We start from the raw sequence: 13,964 nt of genomic DNA, 5'->3' as shown, positions 1-13,964 counted from the left end.
TTCGGGTCGATCGGATCGGTGGCGGGATGGGGACGGACGGCGTCAGGCACGCCAGTGCGGGTTGTAACCGCTGGTCAGCTTGCGCTTGTTGTGGCGCCACTTGGGCTCGTGGTTCACCATGTCGTTGGTCAGACCGCGCAGCCGGCGCATGACCGCCCCGTACGGCCGGATCACCATCGACGACAGCGTGCCGCCCGGGGGTTCGTCCATGAACGGCATGAAGGCGTCCGGGAAGCTCGGCATCGTGCAGCCGATGCAGATGCCGCCGACGTTCGGGCAGCCGCCGATGCCGGCCATCCAGCCGCGCTTGGGCACGTTGCAGTTGACGACCGGGCCCCAGCAGCCCACCTTGACCTGGCACTTGGGGGAGTTGTAGTCCCGCGCGAAGTCGGCCTGCTCGTAGTACGCGGCCCGGTCGCAGCCCTCGTGGACGGTCTTCCCGAACAGCCACTGCGGACGCAGCATGTGGTCCAGCGGCGGCGGGGGAGCGGCACCGGCCGCGTGCTGGAGCACCCAGACCAGGGTCTCCATGAAGTTCTCCGGCTGGATCGGACAGCCCGGCACGTTGACGACCGGCAGCCCCGAACGGGCCTTGAAGTCCCAGCCGAGGTAGTCCGCCAGGCCCATGCAGCCGGTCGGGTTGCCGGCCATGGCGTGGATGCCGCCGAACGTCGCGCAGGTACCGGCCGCGACCACCGCCCAGGCACGGGGCGCGAGGTCGTCGATCCACTCGTTCAGTGTCTGCGGCTCACCGGTGTCCGGGTGGTTGCCGAACGACGTCCAGTAGCCGTCGCCCTCGATGATGTTCTGGTTCGGGATCGAGCCCTCGATGACCAGGATGAACGGCTCCAGCTCACCGCGGGCCGCCGCCCGGTACGGGGCCAGGAAGTCCTCCCCGCCGAGGCTCGGCGACAGCACCTTGTTGACCAGGTTCACCCTCGGCAGGCCCGGGATCAGACCGAGCACGACGTCCTCGATGGAGGGCTGGCCGGCCGCGGTGAGGGAGACGGTGTCGCCGTCGCAGCTCATGCCCTCCGAGATCCACAGGATGGTGATCTCGTCGAAGCCCTCCCGGGCCTCGGCCCTGCTGGGCTCACCCTGGACTTCCGTGGTACCGCTCTGTGTGGTCATGTCTGCGGCCTCCGTTGCAGCCGGTCTCGGAGTGGGTCGTGGGCGGCGGCCGACGCGGCGCACTCGGCCCGGTCGAGCGGTGCCACCTCGTCGGGGCGGAAGTAGTGGAACCGGCCGTACCAGTCGTGCAGTTCGGCGGCGGGATCGTCGTCCACGGTGACGGCCAGGTGGACGCTGCCGTCCACGTCGTGGAAGACCGCGGCCACCTGTGCGGTCCGCCCGTCCAGGAACATGTCCTGGGCGTCGGCGCCCCGGCCGCGCGGACACAGCCGCACCCGGCTGCCGCCGCCCACGGGCACCCCGTCCACCAGGACGGTGTCCGTGGCCGGGGAGAGCCCGTCGTCCCCGCCCTCCCGCCACCAGGCGGGCCGCCCGGCGGCCGGGCGCTGGGCCGGGGTCAGGGAGCGGATGGCGCCGTGCAGCCGGGAGAAGACCTCCGGGGGCATGGTGTCCACCCGGTCGAGGATCCGCGCGGCCCGCGGGTCGGTGGCCCGGGCCTCGGCCTTCTCCTCGTCGGTCAGCAGCATCGTGCGCAGCGTGAGGATCTCGTCGATCTCCGCCGCGTCGTGCAGGTCGCCCGGGCTCTCCGGGGCCACCTGCGGGTGGTCCGGGAGGATGATCGGCGCGGAGAGCAGGAACGCACCCGTCGCGCCGTCGTCGCTCGCCGGCTGCGGCGGTGGCCCGCCCAGCACCGGGAACGTGAACGCGTTGCGGCAGCCGCGCGCCTGTTCGGCGAGGCCGGCGGGCGGGTCGATCAGCGACACGAACTCGGCCCCGTCGGCGGCGAGGAGGGTGTGCGTGGCGAGGAGCGCCTGCCCGAGCACCGCACCGCGCGAGGCCCGCGGGTCGGCCGCGCCGGCCGTGTTCTCGGTGCGCACCCGCAGCCGGTACAGCTCCGGCCCGAGCGGCTCGGCCACGACCGTCGTCTCCGCCCGCACTTCGCCGCGCCGCCGCACGGTACGCCCCGCGCCCTGGGGCAGCGGCTCGTACTCCGTGCCGGCCGGCGCGCCCACGGCGGCGGCCCGCCCTCCCCGCAGCAGCTCCGCCAGCGGCAGCACCAGCTCGGTCTCGCGGGGCACCGCCTCCTCGAACGACAGGTGGGTGACCCCGTCGGCGGTGCGCAGCGACTCGACCGGGCGGTGCCCGCCGTTCCCGTCCGCTTCCTCCACCTGCTTGCGCTGGAGCTGCAGGTACCGCACCCGCACGCGTACGGCGGCGTCGGCGCGGCACACCCGCAGCAGGCACTCGGTCCGCTGGTACCAGGAGTCGGCGGAGCCGGAGACGCCGGGCGTGACCGGTGCGTCCCGCTCCACCCAGTCGCGGGGCAGCAGCACCCCGAACTGCCAGCGGACCCGGTTCTTCGCCGAGGACCGGCGGTAGGGATACAGCAGGTACCCCTCGTAGAGGACGGCGTCCGCCACGGCACTCAGCTGCGCACAGCCCTCGCCGACTCCGTTCGCCATGCTCTCTCCTCGCCACTCGTGACCGCGGGTGCTCTCCCCACGGTCACACCGGTAGCGCTCGCCCGCCCCTCAGACGCACCGTCATTGGGCCGGACAGTGGAACGGTGCGACGGTTCGGGCGTACGGAGGTGCCGGTCCGCCGGGCGCCCGGCGCGGTCCCGTGGCCGGCAGGGCTCAGCGGAGCAGGAGGTACCGGGTGACCAGGGACCGGGCCCGGCCGGCGTCGAGGCCGAGGGCCCGGCCGAGGTCGTCCCACCGCTGGACGCCGTCCTCCTCGATCAGGCCGGCCGCCTCCCGGCCGGCCCGCCGGATGAGCCGGTCCAGCGCGGCGACGGCCCGCAGCGCGGCGGCCGGCGCGTCCTCGGCCAGCGCGAACAGCTTGTCCTCCAGGGCGTCCAGCAGCTGGGTCAGGTCGTCCGGCAGGGGCACCGTCCGCCGCTCGACCGCGCGGATGTGCTCGCTCCAGTCCCGGCGCTGCCGGGAGACGTCCAGCTCGTCCGGGCCGTCGTCGGCCGGCTCGTTCCGGGGGAGGGGGGTGCTCGGCCCGCGCCAGCCGCAGCTGCACGCGGCCCGCACGGCCGCCGCCCGCGGCCGGCTCAGGCCGCCGTCGTACGCCCACCACTCGCTGGTCCGGTACGTCTCGGTGCCGCTGCCGAGGTCGAAGTACGCGGGCTCCGGCTCACTGCCGTCGGCCAGGACGGCCCCCACGATGCCCTCGTGGGCCGCCCCGAACTCCTCGCTCGTCCACCCCACGGCCGCCTCCCCACCCTCGCCGGCTGCGTCCCGCCCATCATCGGCGACCCGGTGCCCGGCCCGGGCGCGGACGGGAGAAGGGGGCCGAAAGGGGACCGTTCACCGGCCGGGGTGCCGGGGCTCGGGGCGTGCGGAGTCCGGGTGTCCGGGCAGCCGCTCCAGCGCCACCAGCGCCGCGTCGTCGCCCAGGTCGCCGTGCACATGGCGGACGAGGTCTCGGCGCAGGGCGGCCACCATCGCCTCCAGGGGCCGGCCGGCGTGCGCCTCGACGTGGGCGGTCAGGTCGAGGAATCGGCCGCGCCGGTCCCGGGCCTCGATGAACCCGTCGGTGTACAGCAGCAGCCGGTCGCCCGGGCCGAACGGCAGGGTCTGGACCGGCGGTGCCGTGTCCAGCAGGTCGCCGAGTCCGAGCGGGGCTCCGGGCCGGTCGAGAAGCAGGCCCCGCACCCGCCCGGCGTGCACGAGGAACGGCTCGGGGTGCCCGCAGTGCACGAGGCGGGCCACGGGCTCCCCGGGCGGGAACTCCACCAGCAGCGCGGTCGCGAACCGCTCCGCGAACAGCGCGCCGTCCGTCCGGCCGTCCTCCAGGATGCCGTCGACGGCGGCGATGTGCCGCCGGGCCCGCTCGTCCAGCCGCTCGGCGACCCTCGTCAACGACCGCTCACGGTAGGCGAGTTCACGGAAGGCGCCGAGCAGGGCGGCGGAGGCCCCGACGGCCGGCAGCCCCTTGCCCCGGACGTCGCCGACCAGGATCCGGGTGCCGTACGGCGTCGGCAGCGCCTCGTAGAAGTCGCCGCCGATCCTCGCCTCCGACTCGGCCGGCAGGTACACCCCGCGCAGGGCCAGCGAACCGATCCGGTGGGGGAGGGGGTGCATCAGCGCCCGCTGTGCCGTCTCCGCCACCGAGCGGACCTGCTGCAACTGGCGTTCCCGCCGCCCGCGCAGGCCACAGGCGGCCATCGAGGTCAGGCCGACCACGAACAGGCTGAACAGCACGACGTCCGAGTCCGGACGCCCGTACTGCCCGGCGTCCGCCTGGAGCAGGGCGGTCACGGCCGGCGCGGCACAGCCCAGGGACGCCGTGGCCCACAGCGGGAGCAGCACCGAGGCCAGCACGGGCACGGCGACCATCACCGGTGACACGTGCAGCCAGTCGGGGGTGAGCAGATCGGTCAGGGCGACGACCGTCATCAGGGCGACGGGGGCCGCCGCGAGCAGAGCGCGGGACCGGGTCAGGCGGCGGACCAGGGTCCGGGCCGGGCGCCGGGGGTCGGCGGGCGCGGGGGTGCGGGGGCGGGGGGCGGTGTGCGGAGCAGTGGTGTGGGTCATCGTCGCGAGGGGGGCCGTAGCGGACTGGGTGCCCGGCGGGTGCGGACGGGCGGGGCGGGCGCCGGTGCCGACAGGCAGGACAGGGCCGACTCCAGGTGCCGGAGCAGGCGGCCGGCCTCGGCGCCGGCGGCCGGGGGAGTGCAGCGGGCGGTGCCGAGCCGGGTGAGGGCCCGCCGGGTCGCGGGCAGGGCGGGGTGCGGTCGGCCGCCCCGGCAGGAGTAGGCGCACAGCGCGGTGGTGCGCAGCAGCCGGGCGTACGGCTGGGCGAAGGCGGTGCCGGGACCGGAGGTACCGGCCGCCTCCGGGTGCGCGTCGAGGAGCCGGCCCGTGGCCGTCAGTTCGCGTGCCACCTCGGCCAGGGTCCGCAGCACCCGGCGGTCCAGGTGCCAGCGGCGCCGCCGGGCGGCCGGCCGCGGGTTCCACCGCACGCTCTCGTGCGCCTCGTCCACGGCCGTGCGGGCGCGCTCCAGGGCCCGGTCGAGGTCCTGCTCCCAGGCGGGGCCGAGCACGTCCCGCGGCCGCCCGCGGCCCACGACCGTGTCGGCCAGACCGTCGAGGTACCGGGCCACCAGCTCCCGCAGCTCCTCCAGCGCCCGCTCGGCGGACCGCACCCGCACGGCGGGGAGCAGCAGAGCGCTGCACGCCAGGCCGAAGGCGATGCCGAGCACGATCTCCGCCAGGTGGGAGAGCAGCTCGCCGGGGTGCCGGTCCCGGACCAGGGCGAACGTGATCAGCGCGGTCGTCGGCACGTGGATGCCGTGGTGCCCGAGGAACCCGCGCCGGGCGAACAGCACGGAGACGAAGACGACCAGGACCAGACCCGCCATGCCGGGCCGGGCGTACAGGGCGCCGGGGACGGCGATGAGAACGCCGAGCAGACAGCCCGCGCCGTACCGCAGGGCGGCGGAGACCGTGCGCACCACCGTCGTCTCGACGATGAGCAGCGCGGCGACGGCGCCCGCGTACGGGTCGGGTGTGTGCAGCAGTGCCGTGCAGGTCTGCCACGTCAGCCCGGCTGCCACGGTCGCCCGGGCGGCCTCGGCGCAGTGGGTGCGGCCGAAGCATCTCGTCCGTGCCGGCAGAGCGGACCACCGTGCGCCGCGCATGCCGTGCTCGCCCCCTTCCTCGTCGGGATCCGCGGGCCGCTCGGCCGGCCCGGCAAGGCCGCCCAGGATAATCAGACAAATAGGGCATGAGGCAAATAAGGGTCGTGTAGGAAAGGGCCCGCTTTCGGGCCTCTGTCGGGTTCACGCCCGCGCCCGTACACTGCGGATCCGCAGACATGCGGCCGCAGTTGACCGGGGGGAGCCATCATGTCCGGAGGTCCGTACGGTCCGAACCAGGGGTACGGCGGACCGCCGCCGCCCATGCCGGCGGGCGCGCCGCCCCGGCCCGCGGGCCCGCCGCCCGAGCCGCCGGACGCCCGGCGGGCCGCCGCGACCGCCCTGCTCAACCTGAGCGGTCTCGGCCTCGGCTACGTGCTCCTGCGCCGCTGGGTGCCGGCCGCGGCCTGCTGGGCGGCGACCGCCGCGCTGCTGCTCGCGGCGCTCCCCGCCGACGCCGACGGCGTCCCGGGGGCCGCGCTCGCCGGCTACGCCGTACTCCTGCTGGCGGCTGCCGTCCACGGCGGACTCGCCGGTCTGCGCACCCGGCTCACCTGGCCCGGCCGGGCGCCGCTCGCGCTCCTGCTGGGCGTACTGCTGCTCGCCGTACCCGCCGGCGGTGCCCTCTGGTACCGGGACGCCCACGCGGAAGCCGTGGAGCAGGCGCTGCTCGGCCGCCTGGAGCGCGCCGACGACCTGGTGGCCGAGAGCGGCCGGCGGTCCTTCGGCTCCGCCGCACCGGACTACCGCAGCGCCCTGGACGTCTACCGCGACATCGCCGTGCACCACTCCGGGTCCCGCGCCGCACGCAGGGTCCCCGACAGCTTGCGCACCTACTACACCACCGTCGGCGCGGCCTACGGACACGGCCGGTACTGCGACGCCGTGGAGCCGCTGAAGTACCTGCGCACCCTGCCGGACACGATGCCCGAGGAACAGCTCGGCTCGCTGGCCGGCTGGCCCGACGACCGGCTCGCGAACGCCCTGTACGGGTGCGGGGAGCAGTCCCTGGCGGCCGGCGAGGTGGACTGGGTGAGCCGCTTCGGCGACCTGCTGGACACCTTCCCGCGGTCCGGGGCGGCGGCCAAGGTGGCGCCCGCCGTCGACGCGGCGGTGCGGAAGCAGGAGAAGGCCGTCGACGGCGACGACCCCTGCACGGCCGTCGAGCGGTTGCGCGACCTCGACACCCGGATCGGCGACCTGGCCGGTTCCGCCCGGGACACGGACGGCGGGCTGGCGAGGACCGCGAGCCGGGCCGGCAGCAGCGGCGACTCGGGCACGTACGCGTGCGGTGTCGACCAGTACAAGGACGGCGAGTTCGCGGCGGCACAGAAGACCATGGAGCAGTTCGCCGCGGACCACCGGCACGACCGGAACCGGGCCCGCGCCGAGAAGATCGCCATAGCCGCCGAGGTCGCCCGGACGCTTCCCGCGGCCGGCCGGAAACTGCCCACCACGGCCTCCGGCGGGAGCATCTCCGTCACGGTCAAGAACGACAGCCCGGACGACATCACCGTCCTGTACACCGGCCCGGTCACCGGCAGCTTCACCCTCAAGGGCTGCGGCGGCTGCAAGGTGTACACGTTCGCGGACACGGTGTTCAAGACCTTCAAGCCCTGCAGCGACAGCAGCAGGCACTACCCGCAGCGCACCATCAGCCTGCCCGTCGGCACCACCTACTTCGTGCACAAGCCGAACGGCGACAGCACCGCGACCCCGGCCTCGGACACCGCCAAGCTCAGGTCCGGCTACCTCTACACCGAGTGCGCCTACTCGACCCAGCGGCTGGGTTCCGGCTCCTGACCGGCGGCCGCCCGCTAGGCGTCTCAAGCAGCTGTCACCGCAGGTGCCGACCGGCGTCCGAACCCCTGCCGTCCCGCGCGGACCCGCGCGCCCGGAGCCCCTCGCCGAGCGCGGCGATCGCGGCCGGCCCGTGCCCGGCGGCCGCGAGCGGGGCCCGGATGTCGGCCTCCAGCCCGGGGACGTAGCCGAACAGGACATCCGCGGGCCCGGTCACCCGCACCTCCCCGAGCGCGGCGGGCAGCAGCAGCGTCCGGGCCCGGTCGAGCCGGCCGGTCCAGCCGTCGCAGTCGACGGTCACCGGGCCGCCGGCGTTGCTGAGCACCTGCGCCGTGGCGAACGAGCGGGTGATGCGGGCGCCGCCGCCGGCGGTCCACCGTTCCAGGGCGAAGTAGGGCCCCGCGCACAGCACCGTGCGCACCACCGTGTCCCCGGCCGGGACACTCAGGCCGGGCTGGAACTGCGGGCGCGGCTCCGGCCGCCACTCGGCCAGCAGCCGCTCGATGTCCGCCTCGCGTTCCCGCTCGTCCAGCGGCGCGCCGTCCTCCATCCGCCACGGCATGGCGTGCTGCTGGATGTCGGAGGTCTGCTCGATCTCGTACACCAGGGTGCCGGGCCCGAAGCTGTGCAGGGTTCCGCCGGGCACGTACACCGTCTGCCCGGCGCGCACCGGCAGCCGGCGCAGTACCGCGTCGAAGTCCTGCGCCGGCAGTGCCCGGCGCAGTCGCTCCCGGTCGACGCCGGGCCGCACCCCGACCAGCGCGGTGGCGCCGGGTACGGCGTCCAGCACGTGCCATGCCTCGGTCTTGCCGTTGGGCTCGCCCTCCAGGCGGCGGGCGGTGGCGTCGTCGGCGTGCAGGTGCACGGGCAGGGCCCGGTGGCCGTCGATGAACTTGGTGAGCAGCGGGAAGCGCGCCCCGTGCGGGCGGTCCCCGACCAGCCCGCCGGGGTCCGCCGTCATCAGCTCCCGCAGCGACCGCCCGGCCAGCGGGCCCTCGGTCACCGTGGCGCCCTCGCCGTCGACGTCGCTGACCTCCCAGGTCTCGGCGACGGGGCCGTCCGGCAGTCCGGTCCGGCCCAGCCGGTCGGCGAGGGCCCGGCCGCCGAAGACGTGCTGTTTGACGGGGGTGCTCAGACGCAGCGGGGACCAGTCCACCGGGTGAGCCATGTCAGCCGGCCGGGTTGTCCACCCGCAGCCGCACCTGTTCCTCCAGCCGGCTCAGGCTGTCGTCGAGGGCGTCGCACACCGCCTGCTCGCCCGGATCGTGGCTGTCCTCGAAGAAGGACAGGTGCACGGTCACCTCGCTGGCTCCGCTGCCGATGCCGGCCACCTGGAGCCAGCCGGCGTAACTGCCCTGCTCGCGGGTGCCCCACTCCAGGCGCATCTGGTCCGGTTCCGAGCGCAGCAGGGCCGGCATGTCCTCGCCGGAACGGTCCTCGTGGACGGTCACGGCGGGCGGCTCCTGGACGTCTACGTGCAGTTCGCCCGGGAGCCAGGCGTCGAGCTGGGCGGTGTTGGCCGCCTGGTCGAAGACCTGCTCGGGCTGTGCGGGCATCGTGCGGGAACGTTCGTACTCGGCCATCGCGGTACCGCTCCTCCGGTCGGAAGTCGTACCCCGACCGCGTGCCCCTTCCTCGGCGGCCGAAAAGCCGCGGCGGTCACAGGCCCAGGGCGATGGCCATGCGGGTCAGCTCGGCGGTGTTGGTGATGTTGAACTTGGCCCGGATGCGGCGCAGGTAGGCGTCCACGGTGTGGGTGGACAGTCCCATGTGGCGGGCGGTCTGCAGGTAGGTGCGGCCGGCGGCGATGTGCCGGAGCGTCTCCCGCTCGCGCGGAGCCAGCGCGGGGGCGGGGGCTTCGGCGTGCGACGGGGAGAGGATGGCGCTCATGGTGATTCCTCCGGCGGAACGGCTGGGGGCTGTCCGTTTGGGGCGCTTTGCCCTTGTTCCACCAGATTGCTCGCCGGACTTCATGAAGCTGTCCGCCGACTGTCACAGGCGTGTCACAGGGAACCGGCGACTGGTTCGAACCAGTGGGCTCCGGTGGCCCGCCGGCCGGGCCGCCTCCCTCAGGACACGGCCGCGCGGGCCGTCCGTTCCACCAGGGACACGCCGTCGTCCATGGATGCGCTGCCGTCCGACAGGACCGCCACGAGGTACCGGTGCCCCTTGACCGTGACCCGGCCGACGCTGTTGACGTCCCACAGGCCCGTGGTGTTCCGCTCCAGCCAGCCGTTCTTCAGGGCCTGCCCGGCGTCCTCGGTGCCGGCCGCGGAGACGCCCCAGCGCTGCTCGGGTACGACCTGGCCCATCAGGGTGCGGATATAGGCGCGGGACCGCGCGTCGAGCCCGCCGGAGCCCGCACGCACCGCGCCCCCGGCGCCGAACACCGCCCGCAGCAGCCGTATCTGGTCGCTCGCGGTGGTCCGGGTCAGGCCCCACTTGCCGCCCGGGCCGCCCGTCGTCGAGGTCAGCCCCAGCCGCTTGTTGGCCGCCGCCAGCCCGGGGGCCCGGCCGATCTGCCGCCACAGCGCGTTCGTCGCCGCGTTGTCGCTGCGCCGGATCATCGGCTCGGCGCGCTTCCTTTCCTGTGCGGTGAGCTGCCGTCCCGCGTCCTGCGCCCGGAGCAGCAGCGCCGCGAGGATGTCGACCTTGACGATGCTGGCGGTGTCGTACGCCCGGTCCTCGCCGTGCAGCACGGGGGTGCCGCCGGCGCCGTCCAGGTCGAGTACGGCCGCCGTGGCGTGCGCGGAGTGTCCGGAGGGTGCGGTGCCGGCGGCCATGGCCGGGGCCGGGTGCAGGAGGCCGGCGGAGAGCAGGGCCGCTGCCGAGGCCAGCAGGGCGCCGGCCTTGGTCCGTGCGGTGCGGGAGGGGCGGGAGGACATGGGTCACGAACGTAGCCACCGCACGCGTCCGGCGACGTGGCCCCGGTCACCTTCGAGCCCGATTCACCCGGATTGTGAGAAAACCCACCGATGGAGCACATTCCGGGGCCCGGCTCGCCCCCGGGGCGGCGTGTACGCGCGGCCGGGCCGCCCTCCTCGCTTATCGTCGGCCGGACACCGACATCCGGAGTGACCATGGAAAAATCGGATGAACTGGTGGGTGCGGCGGCCGTGCCCCTCGGTCCGGCCGTGCGTCGCATCCGGCCCCGGCCGCTCGGCGCCGCCCTCGTGCTCACGGCAGCAGCCACCGCCGTGCTCCTGCCGGCCGGCACCCGGTGGCTCGACGATCCGGCCGTCCAGGCCTGGCGCACCGTCTGCCTGGCCATCACCGTCCAGGCGCTCCCCTTCCTGCTCCTCGGCACCGCCCTGTCCGGCGCGATCAACGCGTTCGTGCCGGCCGACCTGTTCGCCAGGGTGCTGCCGAAGCGGGCGGCCCTCGCCGTACCGGTCGCCGGGGCCGCCGGCGCGATCCTGCCGGGCTGCGAGTGCGCCTCCGTCCCCGTCGCCGGCAGCCTCATCCGCCGGGGCGTCACCCCGGCCGCCGCCTTCGCCTTCCTGCTCTCCGCACCGGCGATCAACCCCGTCGTGCTCACGGCCACCGCCGTCGCCTTCCCCGGCAACCCCGCGATGGTCGCCGCCCGGCTGCTCGCCTCCCTCACCACGGCGGCCGTCATGGGCTGGCTGTGGCTCTGGCTCGGCAAGGAGGAATGGCTGCGCCCGCTGCTGCGCCACCGGCACACCGGCCACCACCACGGCCACAGCCGCTGGACCGAGTTCCGGCTCGGCTTCCAGCACGACTTCCTGCACGCCGGCGGCTTCCTGGTGCTCGGCGCCATGGCCGCCGCCACCTTCAACGTCACCGTGCCGCGCTCCGTCCTCGACACCTTCTCCGGCTCGCCCTGGCTCTCGGTGCTCTTCCTGGCCGGCCTCGCCGTGGTGCTGGCCGTCTGCTCGGAGGCGGACGCCTTCGTCGCGGCCTCCCTCACCGGCTTCTCACCCACCGCCCGGCTCGCCTTCCTGGTGGTCGGCCCGATGGTCGACCTGAAGCTGATCGCCCTTCAGGCGGGCACCTTCGGCCGCGCCTTCGCCTGGCGGTTCTCCGCGGCGACCACGGCCGTGGCGATCGCCGCGAGCGCCCTGACCGGAGGGGCGCTGCTGTGAAACGCCCCGTCCAGACCCTGCTCCTGGCACTGACCGGCACCGGGCTGCTGCACGCGTCCCTGTTCACCGACACCTACCTGCGCTACGTCAAGGCCGGACTGCGTCCGCTGCTCATCGCGTCCGGGCTGGTCCTGCTGCTGCTCGGCCTGGCGGGAGCGGCCGTCCGGGACCGGCACCACGGCTCCGGGGACACCGGGCACGAGCACGGCCACGACCACACCGGCACCCCGCGCATCGCCTGGCTGCTGTTCCTGCCCGCGCTCAGCCTGCTGCTGTACGCCCCGCCCGCGCTCGGCGCGTACACCGCGGCCCGCGCCCACAGCAAGCCCGTCGCCGTGCAGCACAAGGGGTTCGCCCCGCTGCCCGCGACCTCGCCGCTGCCGCTGACCCTCACCGACTTCACCAAGCGGGTCCAGCAGGACCGCAGCCGGGCCGTCGGGAACCGCACCGTGCGGCTGACGGGCTTCGTCACCCCGGCCGGCGAGGACGGCGGCTGGTACCTGACCCGCATCATCTTCACCTGTTGCGCGGCGGACTCGCAGACGGTCAAGGTCCGCATGTACGGCACCGAGGCGCCGCCCGCCGACACCTGGCTGGCGGTGACCGGCACCTGGCACCCGCACGGCACCCTCGGCACCGGCACCGCGGAGGCGGCGCTCGACGTCCGGGACGCCACACCCGTCGCCCAGCCCGTCAACGCCTACACCGACGACCTGCCGCTCACGCCCTCCTAGGGCCGGGCGGCCGCGCCTCCCGCACGCTCCCGGCAGGGCCGGGGGCCCGAGCCCCGCTCCGCAGCGGACGACGGGCCGGGAGAGGTGCAGGATGGTGTCATGACCCCCCGCGCGGGACACCGGGTCCGGGAGACCGCGGGGGGCCGCTCCGGCTGCGGGCCGCCGGTGCGAGAGGAGGCGGTGACGATGACACGGACACCTCCCACGACGGTCACCCCGGTGCGGCTGTGGCGGTGGCGGCGCAACCCGCTCAAGCGGCACAGCGACGTCGTCGAGGCCTGGATCGTCCTCGCCGGCTGGCTGCTGGCCCTGATCGCCGGGGTCTTCGCGGGCGTCGTGGCCGCCCGCACCTCCGAGTCGGCGTTCACGGCGCGGCTGGCCCAGGTGCACCCCGTGGCCGCCGTCCTCACCGACGACGCGGCGCGCACCCCGGCAGCGGGCAGCGGATACGACGACGGGCGGGTGTGGGCCGCGGTGCGCTGGACGGACGCGGACGGCTCGGTGCACACCGACCGGGCGAAGGTCTTCCCGGGAGCCCCCGCCGGAACCCGGATCACCGTGTGGGCGAACCGGTCGGACCGGGTCGTCCCCGCCCCCGTCACCGGCGCGGCGGCCGACCTGCAGTCGGCGCTCACCGGCGCCCTCGTCGCCCCGGCGGCCGGCGCGCTGGTCTGGGGCGCCGGATGGCTGGTCCGCGGCCGGCTCATCCGGCGGCGCATGGCCGAGTGGGACGAGGAGTGGAAGCAGATCGGACCCCGGTGGGGGAACCTGAGCGGAGGCAGGGGCTGAGCGCCGGCGGTGTGCGCCCCCTGGACCTACCGCGCAGGTTGTACACCGGCCCCGCGTACCGCGGCCGGTGGAGCCAGGGATCAACTCCCGGGTTGGCGACGGGCCGAGCCCCGGCACATAACTTGTGTGCCGTGCCGTGAGGCACTCGTCAACCAGGGGGAAACACATGCAGACGAACATCTTCACCAGGACCCTCCTCGCCGCCACGACGACCGTGGCGCTGGCCGCGGGCAGCCTGGCCGCGGCGGGCACCAGCTTCGCCGCGCCCGCGGCGGCCCAGCCGGCGGCGGTCAGCGAGGCCGTCACCCCGCAGGCGGTGAACAACCTCGGGCTGAACGCCACCCAGGCGAAGAAGGTCCAGCGCTGGCTGAAGACGTACTGGAACTACCGCGGTTCCATCGACGGCAAGCTCGGCACCAACAGCTGGAAGGCCTTCCAGCGCTGCCTGAAGAAGTACTGGGGCTACACCGGCCCGATCGACGGCGTCGTCGGCAAGGGCACGATCAAGGCGCTCCAGCGGCTCCTGAAGGACGGTTACGGCTACCGCGGCGGCATCGACGGCATCGCCGGCCCCGGCACCAAGGCCGCGTTCAAGCGGTTCGCCAACGCCCACTGAGGCACGGCGCCCCGGTCCGCCCGGCCCCGGGGGGGGCGGGCGGGGCGGGGGGCTGGGCGCGCCGGTGGCGACGGGCCCGGCCCGCCCGCCCCCCCCCCCCCCCCCACGGCGGGTGCCGCCGCGGGGCGGATGATGGCGCG

Annotated in this window: 14 protein-coding genes; 5 read left to right on the top strand and 9 right to left on the bottom strand. The window is 75.0% G+C overall.

Annotated elements, in window-relative coordinates:
- Positions 1 to 42: 42 nt before the first annotated feature.
- From ABZ923_RS17720 to ABZ923_RS17700, 5 genes are all read right to left on the bottom strand, one after another.
- Positions 43 to 1,131: a hydrogenase expression protein HypE gene (locus ABZ923_RS17720; protein ID WP_361472075.1), complete on the bottom strand. Its 1,089-nt coding sequence runs from the start codon at positions 1,129 to 1,131 to the stop codon at positions 43 to 45.
- Entirely contained in the window at positions 1,128 to 2,594 is a 1,467-nt protein-coding gene (locus ABZ923_RS17715; protein WP_361472073.1) for a hypothetical protein, read from the bottom strand. Before ABZ923_RS17715 ends, ABZ923_RS17720 begins: the two co-directional genes overlap by 4 nt.
- Before the next feature lie 174 nt (positions 2,595 to 2,768).
- Positions 2,769 to 3,347 carry a hypothetical protein gene (locus tag ABZ923_RS17710; RefSeq protein WP_361472070.1) on the bottom strand — a complete coding sequence of 193 codons (579 nt, stop codon included), beginning with the start codon at positions 3,345 to 3,347 and terminating at the stop codon, positions 2,769 to 2,771.
- A gap of 99 nt (positions 3,348 to 3,446) precedes the next feature.
- Positions 3,447 to 4,676, bottom strand: coding sequence for a PP2C family protein-serine/threonine phosphatase (locus ABZ923_RS17705; protein WP_361472067.1), 1,230 nt, complete (start codon positions 4,674 to 4,676; stop codon positions 3,447 to 3,449).
- On the bottom strand, positions 4,673 to 5,782 hold the full coding sequence (locus ABZ923_RS17700) for an FUSC family protein (protein ID WP_361472064.1): 1,110 nt from the start codon (positions 5,780 to 5,782) through the stop codon (positions 4,673 to 4,675). The genes ABZ923_RS17705 and ABZ923_RS17700 overlap by 4 nt, the downstream gene beginning before the upstream one ends.
- 261 nt (positions 5,783 to 6,043) lie before the next feature.
- Between ABZ923_RS17700 and ABZ923_RS17695 the strand changes: the two genes are divergently transcribed.
- A complete protein-coding gene (locus tag ABZ923_RS17695; RefSeq protein WP_361472231.1) occupies positions 6,044 to 7,582 on the top strand; it encodes a hypothetical protein in 1,539 nt (512 codons plus the stop codon).
- A gap of 34 nt (positions 7,583 to 7,616) precedes the next feature.
- Here the strand turns inward: ABZ923_RS17695 and ABZ923_RS17690 are convergent, their stop codons facing one another.
- From ABZ923_RS17690 to ABZ923_RS17675, 4 genes are all read right to left on the bottom strand, one after another.
- Complete coding sequence (locus ABZ923_RS17690) at positions 7,617 to 8,747, bottom strand: class I mannose-6-phosphate isomerase (protein WP_361472061.1); 1,131 nt, start codon at positions 8,745 to 8,747, stop codon at positions 7,617 to 7,619.
- A gap of 1 nt (position 8,748) precedes the next feature.
- Positions 8,749 to 9,162 (bottom strand): SRPBCC family protein, encoded by a 414-nt coding sequence (locus ABZ923_RS17685; protein WP_361472058.1) that lies wholly within the window; start codon positions 9,160 to 9,162, stop codon positions 8,749 to 8,751.
- Positions 9,163 to 9,238: 76 nt separating this feature from the next.
- Complete coding sequence (locus tag ABZ923_RS17680) at positions 9,239 to 9,469, bottom strand: helix-turn-helix transcriptional regulator (protein ID WP_361472055.1); 231 nt, start codon at positions 9,467 to 9,469, stop codon at positions 9,239 to 9,241.
- Between the two features lie 179 nt (positions 9,470 to 9,648).
- Positions 9,649 to 10,464 (bottom strand): serine hydrolase, encoded by an 816-nt coding sequence (locus ABZ923_RS17675; RefSeq protein WP_361472052.1) that lies wholly within the window; start codon positions 10,462 to 10,464, stop codon positions 9,649 to 9,651.
- A 195-nt stretch (positions 10,465 to 10,659) separates the two neighbouring features.
- On the opposite strand from ABZ923_RS17675, the gene ABZ923_RS17670 reads away from it, so the two are divergent.
- From ABZ923_RS17670 to ABZ923_RS17655, 4 genes are all read left to right on the top strand, one after another.
- The gene (locus tag ABZ923_RS17670) at positions 10,660 to 11,685 is read left to right on the top strand and encodes a permease (RefSeq protein ID WP_361472049.1); all 1,026 of its coding nucleotides are present in this window, start codon (positions 10,660 to 10,662) and stop codon (positions 11,683 to 11,685) included.
- On the top strand, positions 11,682 to 12,419 hold the full coding sequence (locus ABZ923_RS17665; RefSeq protein ID WP_361472046.1) for a TIGR03943 family protein: 738 nt from the start codon (positions 11,682 to 11,684) through the stop codon (positions 12,417 to 12,419). The genes ABZ923_RS17670 and ABZ923_RS17665 overlap by 4 nt, the downstream gene beginning before the upstream one ends.
- A gap of 186 nt (positions 12,420 to 12,605) precedes the next feature.
- Positions 12,606 to 13,208 (top strand): hypothetical protein, encoded by a 603-nt coding sequence (locus tag ABZ923_RS17660; RefSeq protein ID WP_361472043.1) that lies wholly within the window; start codon positions 12,606 to 12,608, stop codon positions 13,206 to 13,208.
- A gap of 166 nt (positions 13,209 to 13,374) precedes the next feature.
- Positions 13,375 to 13,824: a peptidoglycan-binding protein gene (locus ABZ923_RS17655; RefSeq protein WP_361472040.1), complete on the top strand. Its 450-nt coding sequence runs from the start codon at positions 13,375 to 13,377 to the stop codon at positions 13,822 to 13,824.
- The last annotated feature ends 140 nt before the right edge of the window (positions 13,825 to 13,964 follow it).

The sequence above is a fragment of the Streptomyces sp. NPDC046881 genome, from assembly GCF_040645015.1.
Taxonomy (GTDB): Bacteria; Actinomycetota; Actinomycetes; order Streptomycetales; family Streptomycetaceae; genus Streptomyces.
This window is presented reverse-complemented; position numbering and strand designations above follow the sequence as displayed.